Origin of the sequence: Granulicella cerasi (genome assembly GCF_025685575.1) — a bacterium.
Classification (GTDB): domain Bacteria; phylum Acidobacteriota; class Terriglobia; order Terriglobales; family Acidobacteriaceae; genus Granulicella; species Granulicella cerasi.
The window spans coordinates 844342-870386 of sequence record NZ_JAGSYD010000001.1 but is presented as its reverse complement, the minus strand read 5'-3'; the positions used below and the strand labels follow the sequence as shown (position 1 = coordinate 870386).

Genomic DNA, 26045 nt, shown 5'->3' with positions numbered 1-26045 from the left:
GCACAGAAACGCTGCGAGGACTGCTCTGCCTGAAGTTCGCATGTGCCCGAGTATACAGATCGGGTCGCGACCCAAAGGCCCCCGCAACCGCTTGAAGACAGCAAAGGCCACCACGATCCGTGGTGGCCTTTGCGCGCTCTGAAGGCCGCTTACCAGACCTTGCAGGTGGGCGTGTGCACCATGGGCTGACCGGCCTTGCAGCCGAACGCCTTCTGGAACTCCGGCAGATTGCTCACCACGCCGTTGATGCGCGCGAAGCCCGGCGAGTGCGGGTCCGTGGCCACCTGCAGGCGAAGCTGCTCGGGGCGCGAGTTTTCGCACGCCCACTGCGCCATGCCGACGAAGTAACGCTGGTCCGGCGTCAGCCCATCGACGGTCTTCAGGTCGAGGCCTGCGGTCTGCTTCTTCCACGCCATGTAGGCGAGCAGCGTGCCACCGAGATCGGCCACATCTTCGCCGCTCGTCAGCTTCGAGTTGATGTGCTGATCGTCCACCACGACGTAGCCCGCATACTGGTCGCGTACGCAGTTGATGCGGTCTTCGAAGCCCTTCGCGTCGGCGGGCGTCCACCAGTCGCGCAGATTGCCCTGCCAGTCGAACTGGCGGCCTTCATCGTCGAAGGCGTGAGTAAGTTCGTGGCCGATGGTCGAACCGGTGTTGCCATAGTTCGGCGCGTCGTCCATCTTGGGGTCATACAGCGGTGGCTGCAGCACACCCGCAGGGAAGTTGATGTCGTTCATCTGCGGGTTGAAGTAGGCGTTCACGGTCGGCGGCGTCATGCCCCACTCGTTCAGGTCAACCGGCTTGCCGAGCTTGTTCCACTGGCGCTTGTCTTCAAACTCGCCAGCGCGACGCGCGTTGCCGAAGTAGTCCGAGGGCTTCACCGTAAGCGCCGAGTAGTCGCGCCACTGGTCGGGATAGCCGACCTTGTTGCGGATCGCGTGCAGCTTGCGCAGCGCCTCGGTCTTCGTCTCGGGCGACATCCAGGTAAGGCCTTCGATCTCGACCTTCATGGCGTCTTCGATCTGCTGCGTCATCAGCACGGTCTTGGCCTTCATCTCCGCGGAGAAGGTGCGGCGCACGAACTCCTGCCCCAGCGCTTCGCCGAGGTTGCGATCGACACCACGCACACACGTTTTCCAGCGCGGCGGCATCTGTGGCGTGCCGCGCAGCGTGCGCGAGTAGAAGTCGAAGTTCGCCTCGACAAACGGCGTCGCCAGATACGGTGCGGCGCCTGTCATCAGGTGAACGCGGGTGTACGCCTTCAGCTCTTCCAGCGACTCGGTCGTGAGCACCGTGTTGAGGGCCTTGAAAAACTCAGGCTGCGAGACGTTCAGCTTCTCAGGATGCACACCACCCGCTTCGCTGAAGTACTCCGCCCAGTGGATCGACGGCGCGATCTGGCTGAGTTCGCCGACCGTCATGATGTGGTACACCTTGTGCGGATCGCGGCGATCAACCCGCGAGAGCGAAGCCTTCGCGAGCGACGTTTCGATCTTCAGCGTAGCAGCAGCGTCGGCCTTGGCCTGCGCGGGTGTTTCGCCGTAGAGCGTCAGGAGCTTTTCGAGGAACGCGACATACTGTTCACGCAGCTTCACGCTGCGGTCGTCCGTCTTCAGGTAGTAATCGCGGTCAGGCAGGCCGAGACCGCCCGCGCCGAGCTCCACGATGATCACCGAAGAGTTCACCGCGTCCTGGTCTGTGCCGGACTCGAAGAACGGGCTGCCGAAGTTGTCACGCTGTATCGCAGCGAGTGCAGCGATGAACGCCTCGCGGCTCTTGATGTTCGCGAGCTTTGCCAGTGCAGGACGCAGTGGCTTGTCGCCGAGCGCGTCGATGGCGCTGGTATTCATGCAGGAGCCGAAGTAGTCGCCGACCTTCTGTTGCACGGCATCACGCCTGGTGGCCTTCGCATCTTCCGCGAGCACACCCCAGAGGAACTGCATATTGTCATTCGCAAGCTTCGCGTAGACGTCCCAATGCGACTGGTCGGCGGGGATGGGGTTGCGCTGCTGCCAGCCGCCGCAGGTGTACTTGTAGAAGTCTTCGCAGGGGTTCACCGAGCGGTCCATGCTGGTGGTGTCGAGCGAAGGCGAGTACGGCATCGCCGTCAGCGGAACTTGCCGGGGTGCGGCCGGGCCGCTGGCCACCGCGCCGGTCTGAGCCGAAGCCACACCGCAGACCGCTGCTGCGAGCAGCGCTGTTGTCATCCAAGTACGCATGAAATCTGGTCTCCTGTCGCCGTCGTGAGCGGCGTTGTGAAGATGCTATCAGCGCATACGCATGGCGCGAACGCTGTGCGACACTGGAGCGCAACTTCCCTGAGTGCGAGGACCTCTCGATGCGTATGCGCTGGCTGCTGGTGATGATGTTGGCTGTGGCCCTGTTTTCTCCGCGAGCGATGCACGCTGCGGAGACGCCCGCCGAGCATGTGGCGAATGTGTACGCTGCGCAGGAGCTCGCATCGCATCCTGCGCTCGGCAATCTGCCCGACTATTCGCTGCCCGCAGACAAGCTCGCCAGGGCACAGCATCTTCACGCGATCAGCATGAGAATCGTCGCCGTCGATACCGTGTGGAGCGTCGTGCAGATCGCGCTGCTGCTGTGGCTCGGCATCATCGGCTGGATGCGCGACCGCGCTGAGCACGCTGCGGAGAACCGCTGGGCGCAGGCCGCCGTCTTCTGCTTCTGGCTGGGGCTCGCGTTGTTTGTGCTCGATCTTCCGCTGCGCCTGTACGGACATCATCTCGGCTTGCAGTACGGGCTTTCGGTGCAGGGCTGGGGAAGCTGGTTTGTCGATAAGCTGAAGTCGCTCGCGCTGTCGTGGGCGCTTTATACGCTGCTCGCCCGCGGAACCATGTGGGCGCTCACGCGCTTCCCTCGCCGCTGGTGGCTGGCTTTCGCCATCTGCGCGGTCCCTGTGACGCTCTTCCTCGTCTTCGCCGATCCGTACATCAACTTCGCCTTCAACCAGTACGAGCCGATGACGCTGCATCACGCCGCGCTCGCACAACAGCTCGAACAGGTTGCGCAGCGCGGCCATATGGACATCCCGCTGGACCGCATGTTCGTCATGAAGGCCAGCGCTAAGGTGACGACGATGAACGCAGACGTCGAGGGCTTTGGCGCATCCAAGCGCGTCGTCGTGTGGGACACCACGATCGATCGCATGAAGCCCGAGGAAGTCGTCACGGTCTTCGGCCACGAGAGCGGCCACTACGTGCTGAACCATGTGCGCAACGGCGTCGCTATGGGTCTCGCCGGGCTTTTCGTCGGTATGTGGCTCGCAGCGTTTATCGTGCGTTGGATGCTTGCGCGCTTCGGGGCAGCGTGGCGCATCCCACGGCTTCAGGACTGGGGCACCTTCGCGGTGCTGTTCTTCGTCTTCAGCCTCTTCGGACTCTTCATTGAACCGCTCGCCAACACGATGAGCCGCCATGTGGAGCATGATGCCGATGTCTATGGGCAGGAGGCTGTGCATGGTCTGGTGGCTGATCCGCAGGCAGCGATGCAGGGCGCAATGGTCCGGCTCGGCGAGAACAGCTTTGCTGTGCCGAACGAGCCGTTGTGGGAGGAGACGTTGCTGGGCAATCATCCTGCGCTGGGCCGCCGCGCGGCGTTTGCCCACGCCTACGATCCGTGGGCCGCGGGCATGAGGCCGAAGTACTTTCCACGCTGAGTTTGATCGCACGGAAGTACCACGCGAGGTGCGCTTCGAAGCACGATGCAACCGCTTGTGCTGCGCTACACTGAAACGTCACTGAAACTCGTCATGCGCGCACTTATTCTCTCCGACATTCACGGCAACGTTCACGCACTCGAGGCCGTGCTACAGGCGGCGCAGGGTTGGGACGAGCTCTGGAACCTCGGCGATGCGGTCGGTTATGGTGCGAACCCGAACGAAGTGCTGAACCTTCTGCGCGAGCACGCAACGCTGCATGTGCGCGGCAATCATGACCGCGCCTGCTCCGGCCTGACGAGCACGCATGGCTTCAATCCCGTCGCTGCAGAAGCGGCTTCGTGGACGAAGCAGAAGCTGACCGTCGCCAACCTCGAGTGGATTCGCGCATGGCCGCAAGGGCCGATTCAAGCGACGATCAAGGCTTCTTGCGCGCACGGTTCACCCATCCACGAAGACCAGTACATCGTGACGATGCGCGACGCCTGGGGACCGCTACAGAAGATGGAGACGCCGATCACCTTCTTCGGGCACACGCATGTGCAGGGCGGCTTCTCACAACACTTTCAGGATTGGGAAGAATTCCGTCCCCGCTATGCCACGCAGAACGATGCGGAGACCTGGACGATCGAGCTGCCCGAAGGATCCCGGCATCTGCTCAACCCCGGATCCGTGGGCCAGCCACGTGACAACGACTGGCGCGCAGCGTTTGCGATCTACGACGATACCGCCGGACAGCTTACGTTTCATCGCATCCCCTACGACGTGGCCGGTGCGCAAAAGGCGATTCGCGGTGCGGGCTTGCCCGAGCGTTTGGCCGCACGACTTGAGACGGGTCGATAAAGCATAGAAACAGCAAAGGAGGCGCGATCATCATCGCGCCTCCTTTGCTGTTTGTGGCTTAGAAGAACTTGCCGAGTGTGAAGGTGAACTTGCGTTCGCCGTGATCGCCGAAGGACGGTGCGAGCGTCACGACGCCGAGCGGTGTCTCGGCGAAGAGGCCGAAGTACACATCCTGACGTGTGATGGTCGCCGCATCCGGCGCGCGCATCTGGCCGATCTCATACGCTCCGCCCACATAGATCGACTGACCAAGCGGTGCTGGCAGCTTAGCGATGCGATGCAGGTATCCGGGCGTCGCCAGCCAGTAGTCGGTGCCTCGGTATTGATCGATAGCCGAAGCCGCCAGGCGCAGCGGGCCGCCGAGCGTAAAGCGATACGGCTGCGCCACGTTATGGTTGCCGAGCGTGCCGCCCTCGATGTTGAAGAGGAAGGTATTCTTCTTGCTCAGTGTGTGTGCGGCTTCGATCTGGCCGGTGAACTTCGGTGCGCCTGCGCTAACGGTGTTCGTCAGCGCGGAGAGCGTGGTGTTGCGCCAGTAGCCCGCATCGAAGACGGCGCGCATACCGCGGCTCGGCACCAACGCGCGGTCCTGATTGTCGTAGACATAGTGACCGTGGAAGAGCGTCGCGTTGCCACCGTAATCGGGGTAGTTGTCGAAGCCCGTCGTGGCGGTCCACTGCACGTTTTCGAAGTCGATGCCGACGCGCGCTTCCTGATACTTGTTGTCGCTCCAACCTGCATCACCTGCGACGCCGGTGTACTGTGACTGGCGCTCGGAGACGCGATAGTCGCCCTGATAGATGTAGTACGGTCGGCGCGTGATGCCCGCGCGCGGCGCAAGGAAGAAGTGTCCAAGCGGCTGCGGCTTCCAGTAGTACTCGAGTTCAGCGCGGGTGCGGAATCCGAGGTCAATGTTCGCTCGCAAACTCGAACCGTAGCCGCCGAGATCCTGCCACTTGAAGATCGTGGCGACCGTGGCGCGCGTCACGCCGCCGGTCTGCGCCTGCAGATCGAAGCCAAGATCGAGGAACGGCGGGCCGGTCTTCTTGTCACGCACATCGACGAGGATGATCGGCTCGTTCGAGTCTGCGTCCGCATAGCCGATGGTGTAATCCGCATCGTAGCGGCCATCGGAGCGCACGTCCGAAAGACGCTTCTCAACGTCGTCGAGGTTGATCGGCTTACCCGCGACAGGCGCGAAGATCGTCTCCACGACGCTCTTCACCTGCGAGTTGGGCGCATGCACCGTTACGCGAATCACGTTGCCCGGCGCCGGGCGCATGAGCGACCGCTTGTGCGCGATGTAGGCGTCCCAGTCCGCGTCGGAGAGCGCGTACTTCATCAGCTCGTCCTTGTGCTTCTCCGCAGCCTCGTAACCGCGCTTGGCGAGCTTATCGGTTTCGAGATAGCTGTTCGCCGTAAAGCCGCTCGTATCCGGCATGACGACGACGTTTGCGAGCTTGCGGCTATTCGCTTCGTTCGCCTCGATACCCACGGAGAACGCACGCTGCAGCACACCGAGGATGGAGTCGAGATCGCCCTTACCCACCGGGCTGAGCGGCAGACTGATCGCGATGATGACATCGGCCTTCATCGACTTCAGGTCCTGCGTCGGCAGGTTCTGCAGGATCGCACCGTCGACGAACTCGTGGCCGTTCATCTCAAACGGACGGAAAACCCCGGGGATCGACGCGGACGCACGCACCGCGTTCTGCAGCGAGCCGCGCGCGAAGGTGACGGTCTTCGCATCGTTGAGGTCCGTGGCCTGGCAACGGAACGGGATCGGCAAATTGTTGAAGTCGGTCTGGTCGTTGTAGGCCATGAACTCGCGATCGAGCAGCTCGTTCAAGCCGGTATCGGTGAGCAGCGAGTTGCGCAGGCTGACGCCATGCTTCAGGCCAACGCCGAGACCAGCGGGAATCTCACGCGACTCCTCGCGGCGGCGGTAATTGAGGCCTTCATAATCTGCACCGATGCGGAAGACGCGGTTCACGCTCTGGTCCGTGAGGATGTGCTTCATCTGCTCGGGCGTCTTGCCGGTGGAGTACAGCGCGGCGAGGATCGAGCCCATGCTCGTACCCGCGATCACATCGACCGGGATGTGATGCTCTTCCATCCACTGCAACGTGCCGATTTCGCTCATGCCGAGCGCTGCGCCGCCGCCCATCGCAACGCCGATCACCGGTCGGTTATGCGGTACATTCGTCGGGGGCGTGGAGGGGTCGAGCGGACCCAGCTTCAGCTTCGTGACCGAGGCCGAGACTTCGGAAGAACCGCCGGTCGCGGGTTTCGATGCCGAGCTCTTGTCCTGCCCCGCCGGAGCGGCCTGCTTGTCCGTCTGCGAAGGAGCGTCCTTCGAGCCGACGCCCGCGGCGGTGTTCGCTGCCGAGCGGCCGTTGCCCTTGCCCGACTGTAGCACCTGCTGCCCGTCTATGACAGGCTGCGCCGCCGAGGCGGCCTGCGCGAACGCGCTGGATGCGGGAACCGTGGTCAACAGAAGAGCAGCGGCGAGAGAAACAGATCGTCGATTCACGAGCGGGTACATCCTCGGGCAGAACTTTTACAACTAGGTAATGGCTTTGACGCAATGAAACGCGCTGTGGATGGCTGAGAAAAGCAAGGGGATAAGGGACAGCAAACTATGGCAAAAGAAAGGCCGCTCCCACGGAGCGGCCCGGCTCTTCGAAACCCTACACCCTATCCCTACGCCAAACCCTTGCCCTACCGCTGGCGATACTCCTGCAGCAGCTCAGGAAATTGCGTTTCGAGCGCGGCCACCTTGGGGACATCGCAGACCTGCACGTACGGATGTGCGGGGTTCTTCATGCCGAAGTCCTGGTGGTATTCCTCGCCGCGGTAGAACGCGATCAGTGGCTCTATCTTCGTGACGATCGGTGCATGGAAGACGTGCGCCGCGTCGAGCTGCGCGATGTACTCGCTGGCCACCCGCGCCTGCTGCTCATCGCTGGTGAAGATCGACGAGCGGTAGCTCGTCCCGAGATCATTGCCCTGCCCGTTGGCCTGCGTAGGATCGCTCACCACCGAAAACAGAATGCGCAGCAATGTGCCGTAGGTGACGACGTTCGGATCGAAGGTGATCCGGATCGCTTCGGCGTGGCCGGTCCAGTCTTCGCAGACAGTGCGGTAATTCGCCGTTTCTGCGGCGCCGCCGGTGTAACCGACCTCCGTGTCGATCACTCCGCGAACTCGCTGGAAAACAGACTGCACTCCCCAGAAACATCCGCCCGCAAAGACAGCGGTTTCCGTCTGGCCAGCGTCGTAGCCAGCTTCCGGCGCGACGATGTCGTGCAGCGGTGCGGGGATCGGTTCGGTGCGCTTAGGCTTGCTGAAAATGCTCATATCGATTGGATGCTTTCAGCTCCCTTAAGGTTCGGGTGCCCCACATCTCGCCTTTGGAGAGGTGCGTTTGCAGGATGTCGCAGAGTCCCGATTCTCGCTCCCACCTCTATGCAAGAAGCCGTGCAGATAAGGGCACTCGACGCTCTTTCACGACTAGCCCGGAGGCCAGTGCATGGGGCGGCCTCCGAGCAGGTGCACATGCATGTGGTCGACCGTCTGGCCGCCGTCCGGGCCGGTGTTGATGACGAGGCGATAGCCGCCATCGAGCTTCTTCTCGCGTGCGAGTTCGCCTGCGGCAAACATCAGGTGACCGAGCATCTCCTTGTCGCCTGCGGCGGCTTCGGCGTGCGAGCGGATGTGCTTCTTCGGAATGATGAGGAGGTGCGTCGGGGCCTGCGGATGGATGTCCGGGAAGGCCAGCACCTGCTCGTCCTCGTAAACGCGTGTCGCGGGGATGTCGCCCGATACGATCTTGCAGAAAAGGCAGTCCATGGAGATCACGATACGGCAGGCGGTGCGACCGAGGCCAGCGGACGCGTGCGATCGGTGGTCATCGTCGGCAATGCGGCGAGCAACTGCTGCGTATACGCATGTTGCGGCGCGCGCAGCACCTGCGCGGCCTCGCCCATCTCCACGATGTGCCCGCGCTGCATCACGGCGATGCGATCCGCCACCTGTCCCACCACCGCAAGGTCATGCGAGATGAAGATCATCGCCAGGCCGTACTCCGCGCGCAGGCGGCGCAGCAGCGTAAGCACCTGCGCCTGCACGGTGACGTCGAGCGCGGTGGTCGGCTCATCGGCAATGACGAGCTTTGGGCGGTTCACCAGAGCCATCGCGATGACGATGCGCTGGCGCTGTCCGCCGGAAAACTGGTGCGGATAGTCGTTGTAACGGCGCTCCGGGTCGGGCAGCGCAACGTCGTGCAACACGCGCAGCACACGCTCCTTCACCTCGCTCCGCTTCAGCTTCGGATGGTGCGCTTCGACGGCCTCGGCGATCTGCCGGCCAATCGGCATCACGGGATTCAGCGCCGTCATCGGCTCCTGGAAGATCATCGCGATCTCGCTGCCGCGCTGGCGACGCATCGCAGCCTCATCCAGCGCCAGCAGGTTCGCCCCGCCGAGCCGCACCGCGCCCTCCGTGCTCGCCGTCGCGGGCAACAGCCCCATCAGCGCAAGGCTCGTCGCCGACTTGCCCGAGCCGGACTCGCCGACGAGGCCCAGGGTTTCCCCCGGTGCCAGCGAGAAGCTCGCGCCATGCACGGCCTCAAACGCACCAAAACGCACGCGCAGGTCACGCACCTCGAGCAACGGAGTAGTTTCAGCAGCAGACATCAACTCTTCGAGGATAGCCGACACGCGGACCTCAGTGGTCCGCCGCGAAGCTCGACCACTCCGAAACGGCAAGGTCACCGCTCGGGCTCAACGCCCAGACGCGCCAGCGATACTGGCCCGGGCGCGCCACGAAGTCTGCCGTGGCACGCGTGCGTAAGTGCTGTCCGTCGTCCGGCACCAGGAACATCGATGCCGCGCCCCAGTGCTCAGGCCCGCCGCGCTGCCACTCGATCACCTCGAGCGTTGGCGCGCCTTTGTGCTCCCAGCCGAGCTCCGGACGCAGTGTGGTGAACGCTCCGTCCTTCGGCGAATCCAGCGTAACGACCTCCGCCGGAACCACCTTCTCCGCCGTGATGGCGTACGCAGAAAGATACTTCTTCGCGCGCATCTCCATCGACGCAGACATGTCGGGCGTGACATGCAGCACGTGCCAGTTGCCGTCGTTGTCTCTGCGCTCGACGACCATCGCCTGCACCACGCCGAAGCCGCTGTTGACCTCCGCCGTCACCCGCACGCTCACCAACGCAAAGACATCGCCCGAGACGGAATCGATCACATCGCTGCGTAACTGCAGACTGTCGAGCGCGACCGTGTGCGGCCCCTGCAAAATCTCCGCGCGCACCAGCGAAGCGTCGGAGGTCGCATACGCCGAGTCCGCGCTGCCGTCGGCAGTGTCGGACACCAGAACGCTGCGCGCCGCCGCGGCCGCCAGCCGCTCCTGATCGCTGTAGCTCGCGGGAATGATCGGTGTGCACGCATCACAGCGGCGGAAGCTCTGCAGCCAGACAGCAAAGGCCCGCGCAGACAGCGGATGCCCCGCTCCGCGCAGCACGGTCGGCAGCGCCGCCGTGATCGTGGCGCCGGTGAGGCCTTCCATCTGCGACGGAAAGCGCAGTGCCCCCAACGGCACCATCACGGAGGACCATGCAGCACCTTGCCCGGTCTCGGCCCAGCTCCATCCGTTCGGCGAGATCAGCAGCAGGTCCGGCGCGATCGTCGTGCCCTGCGTTGCCTGCAGAGCATCGACAAGGTCCTCTTCGCGCACGGTGGACACATGCGTGTGCAGCTCAGGAAAGTCCGTGCGCAAACGCGCAAAGGTGGCGCTCCACACCGGGTCACTTCCCCGCACCAGACGTGGCCCTGTCGTCGCGCCGGGCGCGGCCGTTCCCGTGCCGGAGAAGCTCCCGGCCGTTTGCCCGTAGCTGCCCGCAGTCTGGCCGTAGTTGCTGGAGGCCGTGCCGTAATTGCTCGAAGCCGTACCGAAGTTTCCCGCCGTCTGCCCGACGCTTCCGGCGGTCTGGCCCACGTCGCTGGCATTGCTGCCAACGCTTGAAGCGTTGTGGCCGTAAGTGCTTGCCGTCTGCCCGTAGTTGCTGGAGGCCGTGCCGAAGCTGCCAGCGGTCTGCTCCGCCATCGTCGTGGGCAAGTTGCCCATCAGAGCCGTATCGCTGCCGGCGGGCTTCCATCCCGGTGCGGCTTTGCGTACCACCCAGACGTTCAGGGTGCCTGTCCGCAGCGCGGTCAGCGAAGGGTCATCTGCAGCATGGGAGTAGTGCGTCGACTGCGCGGACAGCGTCATGGACGCTGCACTCAACATCATCGCGGCAACCCATTCCCAGCGTCGCAAGCAGACTCCCCTCTTCCCATGCAGCACGGCTGCTCTTTAGCGTACTTGGACTTCGCCGCGCGCCGAACGTTATCTTTCGACACCGATTGAACCTTTCGGGCCGCTTTCGTACTCCAATACTTCGTATGGCATCGCCGATTCGCCTCTCCGTGCTCGATCAGTCGCCCGTCGTCACAGGCTCCACGCCTGCACAGACGCTGGCCAATTCGCTCGACCTCGCGCAGCATGTGGACGCGCTCGGATATACACGCCTCTGGTACAGCGAGCACCATGCGATGGACCTGCTGGCCTGCACCGCGCCGGAGATCCTCATCACCCGCGCCGCCACCTTTACCAAGCAGATCCGCGTCGGCTCCGGCGGCGTGATGCTGCCGCACTACGCTTCGCTGAAGGTGGCTGAAGTCTTCCGCACGCTGGAAGCGATGTTCCCCGGCCGTATCGATCTCGGCATCGGTCGCGCACCCGGCGGCGGGCAGCTCGAGGCCTACGCGCTCAAGCGCGACCGCGAAGCCCCCTCGCGCGATGACTTTCCGCAACAGCTCGCCGAACTGCGCGCGTTCCTCGACAACTCGCGCTGGGACAACTATCGCGACGCCCGCGGTCCACATCCGTTCTCGAAGATTCGCGTGATGCCCAGCGCGGAGACGACGCCGCGCGTCTGGCTGCTTGGCTCCTCCATGTGGTCGTCTGTGACCGCCGCGCAGGAGGGCCTGCCGTACGCCTTTGCGCACTTCTTCTCCGGTCAGGGCACACGTGAGGCGATTACGCATTACCAGCGCAGCTTCGTGCCCAGCGCCGAGCTGCAGAAGCCTGAAGCGATGATCGCCATCGGCGCGATCGTCGCCCCCACGCAGGAAGAAGCCGACCATCTGCACGCCTCCGTCCGCCTGCTGCAGCGACGCATCCGCCAGGATGACCGCCGCCCGGTAGCCACGCCCGAAGAGGCGCTGCGCGAACTCAACGTGCCGCCTGCGGTCCCACGGCAGCCCTGGCCTGTGCTCGCCGGCGCGATCGACCAGCCGGAGACCGAGTACCCGCGCTACGTCGTCGGTACGCCCGCCAAGGTGCGCGACGAGTTGCTCCGCATCGCCCGCGAGCTTGAACTGCGCGAGCTGATCGTGAACACCATCACGCATTCCCACGAAGCGCGCAAGCGCAGCTACTCGCTGCTGGCCGAGGCCTTCGAGCTTTAGCCCGCACTCGTTACACTCAGTAGCGATGGCTTTCTCCTACGATGCTCTGATCGTCGGCTCCGGACCGGCTGGCTGCGCCGCGGCCTTTGATCTTGCCCGCAACGGCAAGCGCGTTCTGCTGCTCGACAAGCGGCTCTTCCCTCGCCCCAAAGCCTGCGCCTGCGGGCTCACACGCAAGACACTCGCGGCGCTGCGCTACTCCGTCGATCCCGTGGTTGAGCGCGTGTGCGACGAGATCGTGCTGCAACGCGCAACGAGCGGCACCGTCGCCGACAAGTCGCAGGAGATTCGCGTGAAGGCAAAGACGCCCATCGCCGCGATGGCCGTGCGCGAGAAGTTCGATGCCTATTGCCTTGAGCAGACGCTGAAGGCCGGCGCCAAAGGCGGCAGCGCCGAGTGGATGAAGATCGATAACATCCTCACGCTGGACGAACAGCCCGACCACGTCGCCCTGACCGTGGCCACCAACGATGGCCCGCAGACCTTCACCGCGCCTGTGCTCATCGGCGCCGACGGCTCCAACGGCCAGACGCGTCGCCTCTCCACGCAGAGCAAACTCCTTACCGGCGAAGAGCCGCAGTGGTACATGCGCGGCTTCGCGCTCGAGGCGATGGTGCCGTACACGAGCCTCCCCGTACCGCTGCCCGAAGGAGACGGTCCGCAGGACCTGGTCTTCGACTTCGCTCCGCTCGCCGATGGCTACGGCTGGCTGTTCCCCAAGGGCGATCACATCAACATCGGCGTCGGCGCATTCGCCCCCGACAACGATCCGATCAACGCGAAGCTGAAGACGGTAACGCGCGCGCTGCTCGCCGAGTACACCCGCACCAAGCTTGGCGTGGAGCTTCCTGCCGAGGTGACCGGACAGTACCTCGGCATGGGCGGTCATCGCTACGCGCCGCGTGGCCGCGTACTGCTCGTCGGCGATGCTGCGGGGCTCGTCGATCCCCTGACCGGCGAAGGCATCCACTCTGCGCTCGTGAGCGGACAGGCGGCAGCAGCAGCGATCCTCGGCGCACCCTATGCCATGGCAGAAGGCTACGCGCATCATCTGCGTCCGCTGCAAGAGGTGCTCGCGTTCTCCGATCGCGCATCGCGTTCGTTCTATCGCGAGCCCGCGCGCGGCTTCAAGGTGATGCGCTGGCCGCTGCTGCGTAACCTCGTGCTGAAGACCTACGCCGACGGTGTCGGCAAGACAAAACTGCTCGCCACCCTCGCACGATGGGCCAGCTAGCTAACCACCTTAGCTAATCCATCGCGCCACAGACCGGGCGCCCCCCCTGTCTAGACTTTGAGACAGGGGTTTTGCGGCATCTGCGCCACAGACCGGGTGCCCCATGTCTCGACTTTGAGACATGGGTTTTGCAGGATGCAAGCGAGCCAAGGACCCTCGGCATCTGCGCCACCGATATGGCAACCACTACTCGAAACGCGGTAGATGTTCCATCTCGCTGTGCGGCACAGGCTCGACCTCGCCACCCGCCTTCACCCACGCCCGCAGGCCGCCACGAATCACCTTCGTATGGCAGTTCTCCTGCTCCAGCACCTTCGCGACGCGGACGCTCGTGGCGTCGTGCGCGCACGAGCAGTAGAGATAGATATCGCACTCCGGTGCCATGAACTCACGCAGCGCAGAAAGCTCTTCGCGCAGACGGTTCGGCTCAATGCGAATCGAGTTCTTGATGCGCGTCGCCTTCGGATCGTAATACCCGTGCGAGCGCACATCGGCGATCACCACCACGCGCTCATGCGCCTTATGCAGCGAGAGGCGCTGGCGCAGCTCCACCGCAGCGACGCGTTCTACCGTGGTGAAGCGCGTGTCGCGCAGCGTCGCGATGATGAGATACAGCAGGTACAGCACGAACAGCGTCGTGAACATCGCCGCCGTGACATGGCCGAAGCCGATCACCCACGCGGTGAGCGTGCGCAGCGCGTGCGAGAAGAAGTAGCCAAGCGTCGTCCACGTGAGCACATAGAAAGTGACACCGAGAAGGTCCAGCCGCAAGAACCGCGACGGGCGCATGTACAGACTGCCCGCAAGCGGGGCGGCTACGGTCGCGAGCCCTGGCACGAACTTCGCGAAGAGCAGCGTTCGCGGGCCGCGCTTGTAGAACGAGCGCGCCGAGCCGAAGATGCAGGTTTCCGGGTTCACGCTCAGGCGGCACAACCCCGCGAGCAGCCACCAGCCAGTGAAGCGTCCGCCGAAGTACATCAGCGTGTCGCCACAAACGCCCGCGATGACCGCGCAGGCTACAAGCGTCGGAAACGAAAGCGTGCCCGCATGGGCGGCTGCCCCTGCAGTCAGCAGCACTAAGCTGAGCGGCAGCGGCACGCCGCAGGCCGCGACAAACAGGATCACAGCCGTCGCCACATAACCGTGGTGCATGATGGCGTCGAGCAGATGCATGGCGACTGCGGCTCCGGAAACGAGGAAGGTTCTGGCTACTAGGATGCAGAGTTTACGGTAGGCGTTACGAAGTAGATTCCCGCACGTGAAAATCCGCTGTTTCCCGCCTAAAACACAAAGCGCGCGCTGAGTTGCAGCCGCCGTTCGTGCAGGATGCCGGTGGTAGAAGAGAGCGGCTGGCCGAAGGGCGTGGTCGTGGTGTCGCCCTCGGCGGCAAGGGCGGTGGTGTCCTGAAAGACGAGTGGCGTGACCCCGCCGGTGACAGTGCCGGGCGCGAAAGCACGCGTTTCCACGCTGGTGCTGGGCGTGTTGAGCAGATTGAAGGTCTCTGCCGCGAAGCTCGCGCGCCAACGACCCGGTAACGTGACCGTCCGCTCCAGGCGAAGGTCCACGTTGCTGCGCACAGGCAAGCGCAGCGTATTGCGGCCCACCGTGGGCAAATACTTCGCACCGCCCGAACCGTTGATCGTCTCACTGCCCCCGGACAGCTCGGTGCCGCCGTCGATCATCATGCTGAACGGTGCGCCGCTGCCCGCAATCCCCGTCGCGCCGACGGTCCAATCGCGGAAGGCAGAGCGTTGCCACAACGCGCCCCCTGCAAACGTCGGCCGCCACTGCACGGTGCCGAAGAAGTGGTGCGTGTAGTCGAGCGACGAGCGGCCTTTGTCGTAACCGTTCGCAAACGGGTCGAACTGCGTGTCCGTATGCGGAGCGGCGCCCTGCAGCGGAGCGTAGTCGATGGCGCGCGACCATGCGTAGGCCGTTGCAGTTGCAACGTGCGCCAGCGTCCGCGCAGAGACGCGTCCAACGCATGGAAGGTCGCGTTATCGTCCGAGAGCAACGCCGTCAGCGGACCGTAACCGTTGAGCTTGCGCGCGCTGTAAAGCGGCACGGAAAACGTCGTCCCCGCACGCGCGCCAAGGCGATTTACGCCGCCCTGCAGCTGAAACGTGGTGAGCGTCGTCGACGGTTGCACGTTCAGATCCACTGTTCCAGGAAGCTGCGTGGCAAGCGCTCCTGCGTAGGCCACGTGCGCCTGCCAGCCGCGCGCGATTTCGCGCTGCAGCGTCAGCGAGAAGCGCTGCACGGCAGGCAACCGAAAGTGCGGGGCGAAGACGAGCGCTCGTGCGGTCTCCGCCACGGCTGACGGAGCCGCGCCGGTGAACGAACACGGATAGCCGAAGCTCACCGTCGGCGTCTGCGGGCAAAGCACCTCGGTGCGTGGCGTGATGCGCACGCGTTCGATGCCCGTGGCGAGCGCATTTTCCGTGAGCGCCGCACGCGTGGTCTCGCCCGCAAGCCTGCCGAAGAAGAGACCGTAACCAGCCGTCGCCGTAATGCCCAGAGGCGCGCGCCACGCCACGCTGACACGCGGGCCGAAGTTGTTGCGGTCCTCGGGAAAGACCGCCGTCGAGCCTGCGCGCGGGTCGTTGAGCGAGCGCAACGCGAGGTTCAGCGCAGGGTTCGAGCGCTGCGGCAACGGAAGCAGGGTGTACTCGCCGCGCAACCCGAGCGTGAAGTGCAAGCGCTGCCACGCGCTCCACTCCGCCTGCGCAAAGCCTGCGATCTCGTGCGTGGCGAACTCCGTCTGCTGCGCGCCGAAGGTCTGCGTGTAGCTCAGGAAGCAGAAGCGGTGCACGCTCGCGGTGATACTCGGGCACGCGGCATTGGGGTATGCGTTCACGCCGTAAATGTAGTCGGTCATCCAGTCGACAAGCCCGCCCGCGCGGCCGTTCGTATCACCGCTGGAGTAGCGAAAGGTGCCGTTCGTATTCGTCGCTGAGTCGATACGATCCTGCACGCGACTCCAGTTCGCGCCCAGGCGCAGGAACACGCCGCGATGCAGCCACGATGCCGTTTCGACAAGCTGGACGCGATGTTCGTCAGGGTAGGCCGTTCGCCCCAGCGATGCGGGCGTGCCGTAGACGAAGCCTTCCGGCGCGATGGTGACCTGCGGCGAAAGGCCCCCGCTGGCGACGGCGGGCTCCTGCGCCAGCGGAGCCCGCGGCTGCTCAAACTCGAGATCGTGCGACCACTGCGCGCGAAGATCATTCGTCCAGCCGTGCGGCAGCGTGCGCGTCCAGCTCGCGGTGAAGGCCGTGACCTCCGTGCGCGCGTCGCCAAGACTGCCGACGCCGCGCGTCATCACCGCATCAGAGCGGCCCGCAAACGATGCACCCACCGGCGAAGCGAAGCGGTTGCCAAGGAATGCAAGCGCGAGCGAATCACTCATCGTCGGCTTCAGATCGAGCCGCGCGAAGCTGAGCAGCCGCGTGGAGTCGCGCGTCGTCTCGCCCATCAGGCTATCGAGGAAGCGCAACGCCTGCGCGCGTTGGACCGCCGTCACGCCGCGGTTGGCCAGCAACGCCTGCTGCGTGGCGGAGAGCGTGAAAAAGCTCGGCGATTGCGACGACGCCACCACGCGCGTGTCACGCAACTCATACTCCAGCGAGGCAATGCCCGCCGCATGGGTGCGCCACCAGTGCGGCGCGCCGCGAAACGCGAGGGGGCCGCCCACGCTGCCGCCTACCTCGACCGTTGCCGCGCGCGGCTTGACGAGCGAGGTGATCGGCGAGCCGTTGTTGTAGCGCGTGGCGACCGAGTAAGGGTTCGTCGCCGCAAAGGCTGCGTCCAGCGCGATTGCAAACAGCCGCCCGTGCAGATGCTCGCCCCCGCGCCGCGAGCCCACCGCAACGACCGCTCCTGCACCGCCGGCCTCTGCGGTGAAATTCGCGCTTCCCGCCTCCATCGAGCGGATGGCGCTGCCCGCAAACGAGGCACGGCTGCGCGCCGCGCCTGCCGCCGCTCCCCGGGTGCTGGCGCGGAAGGACTGCCACGCCGAAAGTCCATCAACGGTGTTGTCGTTCGTGGTCGTGGCAAGGCCCGCAGAGCTGGCTCCGCTGGCGGGATCGACAGATTGTCCGCGGTGAGTGGTGCTTTCATCGTCTGCGTCGGCGTCTTCGCTGCGGTCGGCGAGCGTTGCATCGCGGAGGTCCACCCGCTGCAGCTCTACCTGCTCCCACTCCGGCGGTTCCAGCGCGATTTCCGGCTGCGCAGGCACGCGCGACACCCCGCATCCGGCCAGCCATAACGCTGCCGACACAGTGCATCCAGCCCAGGCCACTCGCCACCAAAGACGCAAACGTACACTCCGCCTCGGAGGCAAACGAGCCGAGGCACTCACTACGCAAGAGGAGAAATTTCTTTCACGGTATCGTGAGTCGCGGTGCGGATGCAAAGAGCAAATCGCATCGGGGCATAGGAGGATCGCCGCAAAGCATCTACACTGGAGATTGGAGAAAGTTCAGGGGCTGCACGATGTTTATTGACGAAGCGCGAATCCGCATCAAGGCCGGCGACGGCGGCAACGGTTGTATGGCGTTCCGGCGCGAGAAATTTGTGCCGCGCGGCGGCCCTTCCGGCGGCGACGGCGGCCACGGTGGCGACATCGTGCTGCGCAGCTCGCGCATGCACAACACGCTCGTGCACTTCCGCTTCAACCCGGAGCATAAGAGCGAACGCGGCGAACATGGCCTCGGCTCCAACATGAGCGGCCGCTCCGGCGAGCCGCTCGTGCTCAAGGTCCCCGTCGGCACCGTCGTCTACGACGAAGAGACCGGTGCGCAGATTCACGACTTCCAGCACGTGGACGAAGACTTCGTCATCGCCCGCGGCGGACGCGGCGGACGAGGCAACCAGCACTTCGCCACCAGCACGCACCAGGCCCCCCGCGAGCACGAACTCGGTCGCCCCGGCGAAGCGCGCACACTGCGCCTTGAACTCCGTCTGCTCGCCGATGCCGGCCTCGTAGGCTTCCCGAACGTCGGCAAGTCGACACTCATCTCGCGCATTTCCGCCGCAAAGCCGAAGATCGCAAACTACGCCTTCACCACGCTCGAGCCCAACCTCGGCGTTGTGCAGATCGGCGACTTCCCCTACGAGCAGTCGTTTACCGTGGCCGACGTCCCCGGCCTCATCGAAGGCGCGCATCTCGGCGCAGGCCTCGGCGTACAGTTTCTGCGCCACATTGAGCGCACCAGCGTTCTCGTGCACCTCGTCGATGTTTCCGACAGCGCGGTGACGACCGACGCCGCGCTCGCCGAAGGCGAAACCGCAGACCCGGTCGAAAACTTCAAGGTCATCACCGCCGAGCTCAAGAGCTTCGACCCCGCGCTCGCGGCCAAGCCGACCATCGTCGTCGCCACGAAGATCGACTCCGCCAACCCCGAGAAGCTGAAGAACCTGAAGGCCTACGCCAAGCGCCGCAAGCTGCCGTACTTTGAGATCTCCGCCGTGACCGGCGAAGGCATCGAGAAGCTGAAGTTTGCCATGGCCGAAGCCGTCGCCACGCATCGCACCGAAGATCTCACGCACCCGACCAAGCCGGAGCCGAAGATCGAGAAGGCGCCGAAGCGCAAGGCGATCTATCCGCCGCCTGCCCCCAACGCGCGCGGCAGCCGCACGCACTAGGCCCTCGGCACAGCAACAAAAAACGACCGCAGCCCTAAGGCTTGCGGTCGTTTTCTTTTGCCGAATCTTTGCGGTTTACCAGCTGGCGGTGAAGAAGATGAGGAACGAAACGCAGCTCACGCCAAACACAATCAAGCCAAGCGGCCACCACTCGTCAATCACATCATGCTGCGCGTGTACGTGCTCTTCCATCTCGATCACTCCTTATGCCGTAATACTGTCGCCTTTGATGATAGCGCAGCACCGCCGCCGCGCAAACTTCGCCGACCGGTAAGCGTCTACGGTTGCCCCACGCGATAGCTCGTGATGTCGAGTTCCTGCACCGGCGTCTCCGTGTGCGGCGTGCCTTCGGGAACCCAGTCATACGGCACCGCCTGCGCGCGATACGTCAGCATCGACTCGAACGGCTTGTCGCCACGCTTGCCGTGGCCGAGGTACGGCACTACGTACTCCCACACGATCTCGCCCGTCGGCGTGATCTGGAAGAGGCGTCCATACATGCCCTCGCAGATCAACGTGTTGCCGTTCGGCAGACGATGCGCGCTCGACACGAACGACGAAAAGAACGTCCACGTTGGCCGGCCGGAGTCTTCGCCCGTGTACTGCCACACGATCTGCTTCTTCACCGGGTCGATCTCCAGAATGCGCGAGCCCGCATAAATTCCCAACGCTGCAGGCGGAAAGCCTGCGCCGCCTTCGTCGTCAAAGAGCAGCAGATGCCCTGCACCCGGCAGGCCCTTCGCGATCAAATGCGCGTTGTGCTGGCCCGAGATCTGGTCCACCGGACGCGGCAGCGTCTTGTTGCCGATGCGCTGGTCCGGCGACAGCTCATCGCCCGGAAAGTTCGGCCCAAGGCTCCAGACCACCTTGCCTGTGCGCTTTGAAATGATCAGCACCACGTTGCCCTTGCGGGCGTCGATCATGATGTTCTCGGGGTCAAAGCGCTTGTCGCCTGCGTCGAACCACTGGTTCGGCCCGAGCACCTGCATGTCGTTGATCTCGAGATAGCCATACGGCTCCGCACCGTTCTTGGCCACACGCGCCTGCAGATACCTGATGCCCTCCGGCGAGAAGCCGAACTCCGCGAGATGATCGCCCGCGTCCCACGTCCACACCACCTTGCCCTGCTGATCGACCTCGACGATGCCCTGATCGCCGATCACCGTCGGCCCAACCATCGGCACCGCGTGCACCACCGTGCGAAGCATCAGCGTATGCCCGTTCGGCAGCCGCGCCCAGTCGTGATTCTGCAACGCCGAGCCATCCTTGCCCTCGCCGCTCCACGACCACACGGTCTTGTCATTCCAGTCCGCTTCGCCGAAGGTCTTGTTCGTGAAGATGCCGCCGCGTTTGTCGCCATTTTCCGCAAGCTGCAGCATCACGTGGCCGCGCGCTCCGCCCACGAGCTTCGGATCAAGCACCTCGCCGGGGTTGCCGCCATGCGACCAGCGCTTCACCTCGTGGCCGTTCATGTCGATCAGGTGCATCAGCCCATCAGGCCCGCTGAACGCGACATAGCTGTTGTACGCCTTCGCCGGGTTGTAGACCGTCGTGCCCGTCGGATACACCCGCGGCGGATCGCCCGCATGAGCAGCGGAGCTAAGAGCCAACGCAGCAGCCAGCACAGAGACAGAGCGGAACAGAGTCTTCAAGAGCAACCTCGCAAAGAGAAGTGACGCTGCTTCGATGATGGCACAGCGCGCTAACGCGTGGAGCGAAACCGATTCGCGGCGCGGAACTCTTCGCGCAACTCCGGCGTGCGCAGGTTCTCGCGAATATGCGCCAGGTGCTGCTCCAGCGCGAAGAGCGTCGCCGCAAGCGGCTGCGTGTTCGTCATCGCGATGTCGCGCCACATCGAATACGGGCTGGCACCGAGGCGCGTCGTCTCGCGCAGTGCACGCCCGCCGATCGCGCGGATGTCTTCCATCGCCGCCGCGTCCTCGCCGAACGAATCTTCGAGCAAAGCCGCAAACGCCGTCGACAACATCTGCGGCAGATGCGAAACCCAGGCGCAAACCTTGTCATGGCGCAGCGCTTCAATCTCACGCGGCACCGCGCCGAACGCGGCGATCCACGCCTGCCACTGCAGCGTCAGAGGCGTTGGCTCTGCCAGCGAAGTAAACAACCAGGTGGCCCCGCGGAAGAGCGAGGCCTCCGCGATCGCAGCGCCGCCAGACTCTTTGCCCGCCATCGGATGTCCCGGCAAAAACGTTGCGCGCCCCGGCTGATTGAACAGCGCGTTCGCCTTTTCGCAGATCACAACTTTCGTGCTGCCAACGTCCGTCACCAGTTGTCCTTCGCTCAGCACCGGCGCCAGCCGCTCCATCCAATCGAGGATCGGCAACACCGGCGCAGCGAGCACGTACACATCTGCAGCGTTCAGGGCGAGCACATCCTCCTGCGAAGCCAGCACGCGATCGAGCGCACCGATGCGCAGCGCCTCCGCAGACTCGGCCGCATTCGGGTCCCAGCCCAACACCTCGCCCTCAAACGCAGCGCCGAGCGACTTCAGCGCAAGCCCGATGCTTGCGCCGATGAGTCCCGTGCCGAGAATGAGAACGCGCGTGGCCATTGGTTGTGTCCTGGTCTAGCTTTCTTTCCTGTGCGTGAAGCTGCGGCCCGCCACACCGCGATAGTCGCCAGCCACATGACCGCGCCCGCGCAACACATACTTGTACGTCGTCAAGCCATCTAGCCCCACGGGTCCGCGCGCGTGAAACCTGCTCGTGCTGATGCCCACCTCGGCACCAAAGCCGTAACGAAAGCCATCAGCAAAACGCGTGCTCGCGTTGTGATACACGCCCGCCGCATCCACCTCGCGCAGGAAGCGCTCTGCGGCCACAGCATCCTCCGTAAGAATGCTCTCCGTGTGCGATGAGCCATGCGTGTGAATGTGCGCGATCGCCGCATCGAGCGAGTCCACAACACCCACAGCGATCTCCGGCTCGCCGTACTCATGCGACCAGTCCGCAACCGGCGTTGCATCCTTCGTGAGCTTCAACACTTCGCTGTCACCATGCAACTTCACGCCGCGACGCGAGAGATGCTCGGCAAGCTTCGGCACAAACTCATCGGCGATATCGCGATGCACCAGCACCGTCTCCACCGCATTGCACGCCGCCGGATAATCGAGCTTCGCATCGTCAATCACGCGCAACGCTAGCTGCTCATCCGCAGCGAGATCGACATAGATATGGCAGATGCCCTCGGCATGACCCAACACTGGAATGCGCGTATTCGCCTGCACGTACTCCACCAGCTTCTTCGCGCCGCGCGGGATCATCATATCGATCGCATCGTGCATCGCCAGCATCTCTGCTGCGCGCTCCCGCCCCAGCACCAGCGAAATCAGATCGCTCGGCAAACCAGCAGCCGCGACAGCTTTGCGCAACACATCCACCAACGCAATCGCCGTGCGTTCCACTTCTTTGCCCGGCTTCAACATCACCGCATTGCCGCTCTTCAGCGCCAGCGCCGCAATCTGCGTCACCGCGTCCGGACGTGCTTCAAAGATCACCGCCAACACACCGAGCGGCACAGAAATCTTCTGCAGATGCAGGCCATCCACGCTGCCACCGGGCAACGGATTCGCGTTGTCCAACTCCGTCGCATCCAGCACCCGACCAAGAGGATCAGGCAATGCCGCCACCGAGCGAATCTGTTCCACCATCTCCTGCAACTTCGCTTTGTTCAGCTTCAAGCGCGAGAGCGTCGAAGGCGATAGTGCATCCTCGCCGCTCAACGACTCCGCAGCCTTCAAGTCTTCCGCGTTCGCTGCAGACAACTCCGGCCCCGCTGCTGCAATGGCATCCGCCATCGCTTCCAACGCAGCGTTGCGCTTCGCTTCATCCAGTGGCGCGAGCACACGCGAAGCCGCTTTGGCAGCGACAGCGATCTCGCGAACCGTGCGCTCGCTCATCGCCAACTCCCAGCAGCCACCGGCGCAGCAAAGCGCGTTCCGAGCACTTCACCCGCGAGCAAACGCTCGAGCACCTGCGGCGTGCGACCGTTCGCGATCACCACCTGCTTTCCCGCGCGCAGCGCGATGTTCGCGCTCTCGAGCTTCGAGCTCATGCCACCGCGACCGCGGCCATTGCCGCCCTGCGCCAGCGCCAACACGCTCTCGTCGATCACCTCAACGCGCTGCAACACCTGCGCGCCCGGCTCCGTTGGATTGCGATCGTAAAGTCCATCCACATCCGAAAGCAGCACCAGCAAGTCGGCGTTGATGTGCTTCACCAGCAGCGCCGAAAGCTTGTCATTGTCGCCGAACAGACGCTGCGGCGCGCCTTCCGCCGGGCGCTCCAGCTCCATCGTCGAAACCGTATCGTTCTCGTTCACGATCGGAATCACGCCCAGCGTCAGCAACGCATCGAGCGTCGCGCGCAGATTGGCATGGCGTGTCGGATCGCGGAAATCATCTTCGGTCAGCAGCACCTGCGCGATCGGGCAGTTGAAGCGGTCGAATGCGTCACCATACAGCGCCATCAGTCGCGACTGGCCAATCGCCGCACACGCCTGCACCTGCGCCAGTACCGTCGGTCGCGTGCTCAGCCCCAGTCGCTCCACACCGAGCCCCACAGCGCCCGAAGATACAACCAACACCTCATAGCCCTGCTCACGCAGCGCCGCCACCTGTTCCACCAGGCCGCACAACAAACCCAACGCTACCTTGCCATCCGTGCGCATGATCACGTTCGTTCCAAGCTTGACTACGATGCGACGCATCCACTTCTCGCTTTCTGCTTTGACACTTCGAGGATAACAAGCCAAACCCGCGCCTGTCGTACACTCCCTGCACACCTTCTACTCAGGAGCTATTCACCGCCGACATGAAACCCGTACTCGCTCTCACCGCTGCTGCACTCCTCTTCACCGCTACCGCGTTGCATGCCCAGGCCACTCCCGACAGCATTCGCAAGGAGATCGGCACGCTGCGCTCGCTGCCCGAAGCCGAGCGCGGCACGCGCACCGGCTCCATCGCCAAAGAGATCGCCACACTGCCCGACGGCAAACCCAAGCTCGGCCTTGCGCTGGGGCTGGCGCATCTCTCCACCGAAGGCGACCCCGGTCGCGACAACCTGCAAGCTGTGACCGACACGCTCGCCGCCGCGACCAACGGCTTCCCCGTGCCTGAAGCCAACGGCAAGCCCGCCGAGCCGTACAACGAGCTCGCCACCCTCGCGCGCTACGAAGAGATGAAGGTCTCCGGCCCCATCGCGCAGAACCCGCAGTACATCGCCGCGCTCGACAAGCTCGCGAAGGACGACGAAGAGGTCAGCAAGCAGGACTTCACCGCTAAGGACATCAAGGGCAAGAAGTGGACGCTGAGCCAACTGCGCGGCAAGATCGTCATCGTCAACTTCTGGGCGACGTGGTGCCCACCCTGCCGCATGGAGCTGCCCGCGCTCGACAACATCGCCGACAAGCTGCCCAACGACGTCGTCGTGCTCGCACTCACCGATGAAGATTCGCTGAAGGTGCAGCCCATCCTCTCGCGCATCCCGCACCTCACCGTGCTCTTCGACAGCGACCACAAGGCCGCGACGAAGTTCAAGGTGAACAGCCTGCCGAAGACCTTTGTCTTCGATCGCGAAGGCAAGCTCGCTGCCGTTGCTATCGATGGCCGCACACCGCGACAGTTCGTGGCGATGCTGAAGAAAGCCGGGCTGAAGCTCTAACCACTGCGCAAACAAACGCCCACCGAGGCATCGTGCACGGTGGGCGTTTGCGTGTTCGCAGCAAGGCCCTTACACGTGCACAGGCTGAACAGCCGGAGCCACCGAGCGATCGACCACCGGCGCAAGCTGGCGCAGCTTCGCGACGAGCTCATTCAACTGCTCGGGCGTCAACGACTGAGCGCCATCGCTCATTGCCTTGTCCGGGTTCGGATGCATCTCCATCAGCAAGCCGTCCGCGCCCGCAGCCACAGCAGCCAGCGCCATCGGCGGAACGAATGCGCGAATGCCCACGCCGTGCGACGGATCGCCAAAGACCGGCAGATGCGTCAGCTTCTTCAGCACTGGAATCGCGGAGATGTCCATCGTGTTGCGCGTTGCAGTTTCGTACGTGCGAATGCCGCGCTCGCAAAGCATCAGGTCGTAGTTGCCACCCGAAAGCACATACTCGGCCGAGAGCAACGTCTCTTCAATCGTCGCTGCGATGCCACGCTTCATCAGCACCGGCTTGCGCACCTTGCCCAGCTCACGCAGCAGGTTGAAGTTCTGCATGTTGCGCGCGCCCACCTGGAAGCAGTCGATGTACGGCAGCATCGTTTCGATCTGCGAGATCTCCATCACCTCGGTGATCACAAGCAGGCCGTGTTCATCCGCGGCTTCGCGCATCAGCTTCAGGCCTTCGACGCCCATGCCCTGGAAGGAGTACGGCGACGAGCGCGGCTTGTACGCACCACCACGCAGGAACTGTCCGCCAGCAGCAGCCACCTGCTTCGCGCTCAGCATGATCTGCTCGCGCGACTCCACCGAGCACGGACCCGCCATCACGACAATCTCTTCACCGCCAACGACCACGCCGTTGGGGAAGGTGATGCGCGTGCCTTCCGGGCGGAAGCCGCGACCCGCCAGCTTGTACGGCGACGAGATCCGGTACGCCTGCTGCACACCCGGCAACACCTGAAACTCGGTCACCTCAAAGTGCGAAGGCGTGCCGACACCCGCGAGGATGGTCTGCGTTTCGCCGGTGGTGCGATGCACGTTGAAACCGAGCGACTCCATGCGCTCGATCACGTTCACAATTTGCTCTGTACTTGCGTTGTCCTGCATGGCAACGATCATCACTTCAATCCTCTTTTCGTCGAGTTCGACGAGGCTGTTCGCGCTTACTTGGCGGGCCTCTGTTTGTTGCGCATCACGTCCATGACGCGCTGATAAATGTCAGTCAGTTCGGCGGTGGTCAGCGGACCGGTGCTTACGGCGCTCACGTGCTCAAAGACACGCTGTTCGCGCTGCGGTTCGTACACTGCAGCAGCATTCGCCAGTTTCAGCTTGCCAATCTCGACGGCGCACTCTGCGCGCTTGTTCAGCAGAACGGTGATCTGCTCGTCGATCTCGTCAATCTTGTTACGCCAGTCCGCTATTTCCATCGTGCTTCTCCGTGCCAGAATCTGAAT

At 64.0% G+C, this 26045-nt stretch carries 19 protein-coding genes and 1 pseudogene; 6 read left to right on the top strand and 14 right to left on the bottom strand.

Features of this window, described 5'->3' with window-relative positions:
* Positions 1 to 149 precede the first annotated feature (149 nt).
* Entirely contained in the window at positions 150 to 2222 is a 2073-nt protein-coding gene (locus OHL11_RS03605; RefSeq protein ID WP_263370106.1) for a M13 family metallopeptidase, read from the bottom strand.
* 119 nt (positions 2223 to 2341) lie between these two features.
* Between OHL11_RS03605 and OHL11_RS03600 the strand changes: the two genes are divergently transcribed.
* Together OHL11_RS03600 and OHL11_RS03595 are read left to right on the top strand one after the other, a co-directional pair.
* On the top strand, positions 2342 to 3679 hold the full coding sequence (locus OHL11_RS03600) for a M48 family metallopeptidase (RefSeq protein ID WP_263370105.1): 1338 nt from the start codon (positions 2342 to 2344) through the stop codon (positions 3677 to 3679).
* A gap of 93 nt (positions 3680 to 3772) precedes the next feature.
* A complete protein-coding gene (locus OHL11_RS03595) occupies positions 3773 to 4522 on the top strand; it encodes a metallophosphoesterase family protein (RefSeq protein ID WP_263370104.1) in 750 nt (249 codons plus the stop codon).
* A gap of 58 nt (positions 4523 to 4580) precedes the next feature.
* On the opposite strand, the gene OHL11_RS03590 is transcribed toward OHL11_RS03595, so the two are convergent.
* From OHL11_RS03590 to OHL11_RS03570, 5 genes are all read right to left on the bottom strand, one after another.
* Positions 4581 to 7055 carry a patatin-like phospholipase family protein gene (locus OHL11_RS03590; RefSeq protein ID WP_263370103.1) on the bottom strand — a complete coding sequence of 825 codons (2475 nt, stop codon included), beginning with the start codon at positions 7053 to 7055 and terminating at the stop codon, positions 4581 to 4583.
* Between the two features lie 188 nt (positions 7056 to 7243).
* Positions 7244 to 7882, bottom strand: coding sequence for a peptide-methionine (S)-S-oxide reductase MsrA (gene msrA / locus OHL11_RS03585; RefSeq protein ID WP_263370102.1), 639 nt, complete (start codon positions 7880 to 7882; stop codon positions 7244 to 7246).
* A gap of 153 nt (positions 7883 to 8035) precedes the next feature.
* Complete coding sequence (locus tag OHL11_RS03580) at positions 8036 to 8374, bottom strand: histidine triad nucleotide-binding protein (protein ID WP_263370101.1); 339 nt, start codon at positions 8372 to 8374, stop codon at positions 8036 to 8038.
* Between the two features lie 5 nt (positions 8375 to 8379).
* Complete coding sequence (locus tag OHL11_RS03575) at positions 8380 to 9219, bottom strand: ABC transporter ATP-binding protein (RefSeq protein ID WP_263370100.1); 840 nt, start codon at positions 9217 to 9219, stop codon at positions 8380 to 8382.
* A 31-nt stretch (positions 9220 to 9250) separates the two neighbouring features.
* On the bottom strand, positions 9251 to 10846 hold the full coding sequence (locus OHL11_RS03570; RefSeq protein ID WP_263370099.1) for a hypothetical protein: 1596 nt from the start codon (positions 10844 to 10846) through the stop codon (positions 9251 to 9253).
* A gap of 125 nt (positions 10847 to 10971) precedes the next feature.
* Here OHL11_RS03570 and OHL11_RS03565 point away from each other — a divergent pair, with 125 nt between their 5' ends.
* Positions 10972 to 12039, top strand: coding sequence for an LLM class flavin-dependent oxidoreductase (locus OHL11_RS03565; RefSeq protein ID WP_263370098.1), 1068 nt, complete (start codon positions 10972 to 10974; stop codon positions 12037 to 12039).
* Positions 12040 to 12064: 25 nt separating this feature from the next.
* Entirely contained in the window at positions 12065 to 13273 is a 1209-nt protein-coding gene (locus OHL11_RS03560) for a geranylgeranyl reductase family protein (protein ID WP_263370097.1), read from the top strand.
* Positions 13274 to 13459: 186 nt separating this feature from the next.
* Here the strand turns inward: OHL11_RS03560 and OHL11_RS03555 are convergent, their stop codons facing one another.
* Positions 13460 to 14446, bottom strand: a complete 987-nt coding sequence (locus OHL11_RS03555; protein WP_263370096.1) for a rhodanese-like domain-containing protein — start codon at positions 14444 to 14446, stop codon at positions 13460 to 13462.
* Positions 14447 to 14553: 107 nt separating this feature from the next.
* Positions 14554 to 16679 (bottom strand): annotated as a pseudogene (locus tag OHL11_RS17420) (hypothetical protein).
* A gap of 1085 nt (positions 16680 to 17764) precedes the next feature.
* Between OHL11_RS17420 and obgE the strand changes: the two are divergent.
* Complete coding sequence (gene obgE, locus OHL11_RS03540; RefSeq protein WP_263370093.1) at positions 17765 to 18916, top strand: GTPase ObgE; 1152 nt, start codon at positions 17765 to 17767, stop codon at positions 18914 to 18916.
* 278 nt (positions 18917 to 19194) lie between these two features.
* Here obgE and OHL11_RS03535 read toward each other — a convergent pair whose 3' ends face one another.
* Genes OHL11_RS03535 through proB form a run of 4 tightly spaced genes read right to left on the bottom strand, consistent with a single transcriptional unit; the run spans position 19195 to position 23644 of the window.
* Positions 19195 to 20568 (bottom strand): aryl-sulfate sulfotransferase, encoded by a 1374-nt coding sequence (locus OHL11_RS03535; protein WP_263370092.1) that lies wholly within the window; start codon positions 20566 to 20568, stop codon positions 19195 to 19197.
* A 50-nt stretch (positions 20569 to 20618) separates the two neighbouring features.
* A complete protein-coding gene (locus OHL11_RS03530) occupies positions 20619 to 21488 on the bottom strand; it encodes a prephenate dehydrogenase (protein ID WP_263370091.1) in 870 nt (289 codons plus the stop codon).
* Positions 21489 to 21503: 15 nt separating this feature from the next.
* Entirely contained in the window at positions 21504 to 22835 is a 1332-nt protein-coding gene (locus OHL11_RS03525; RefSeq protein WP_263370090.1) for a glutamate-5-semialdehyde dehydrogenase, read from the bottom strand.
* On the bottom strand, positions 22832 to 23644 hold the full coding sequence (proB, locus tag OHL11_RS03520; protein WP_263370089.1) for a glutamate 5-kinase: 813 nt from the start codon (positions 23642 to 23644) through the stop codon (positions 22832 to 22834). The genes OHL11_RS03525 and proB overlap by 4 nt, the downstream gene beginning before the upstream one ends.
* Positions 23645 to 23748: 104 nt before the next feature.
* Here proB and OHL11_RS03515 point away from each other — a divergent pair, with 104 nt between their 5' ends.
* Entirely contained in the window at positions 23749 to 24597 is an 849-nt protein-coding gene (locus tag OHL11_RS03515) for a TlpA family protein disulfide reductase (protein WP_263370088.1), read from the top strand.
* Positions 24598 to 24666: 69 nt separating this feature from the next.
* Here the strand turns inward: OHL11_RS03515 and aroF are convergent, their stop codons facing one another.
* Positions 24667 to 25710, bottom strand: coding sequence for a 3-deoxy-7-phosphoheptulonate synthase (gene aroF / locus OHL11_RS03510; RefSeq protein ID WP_263370087.1), 1044 nt, complete (start codon positions 25708 to 25710; stop codon positions 24667 to 24669).
* A 44-nt stretch (positions 25711 to 25754) separates the two neighbouring features.
* The gene (gene pheA / locus OHL11_RS03505; RefSeq protein ID WP_263370086.1) at positions 25755 to 26018 is read right to left on the bottom strand and encodes a chorismate mutase; all 264 of its coding nucleotides are present in this window, start codon (positions 26016 to 26018) and stop codon (positions 25755 to 25757) included.
* Between the last annotated feature and the right edge of the window lie 27 nt (positions 26019 to 26045).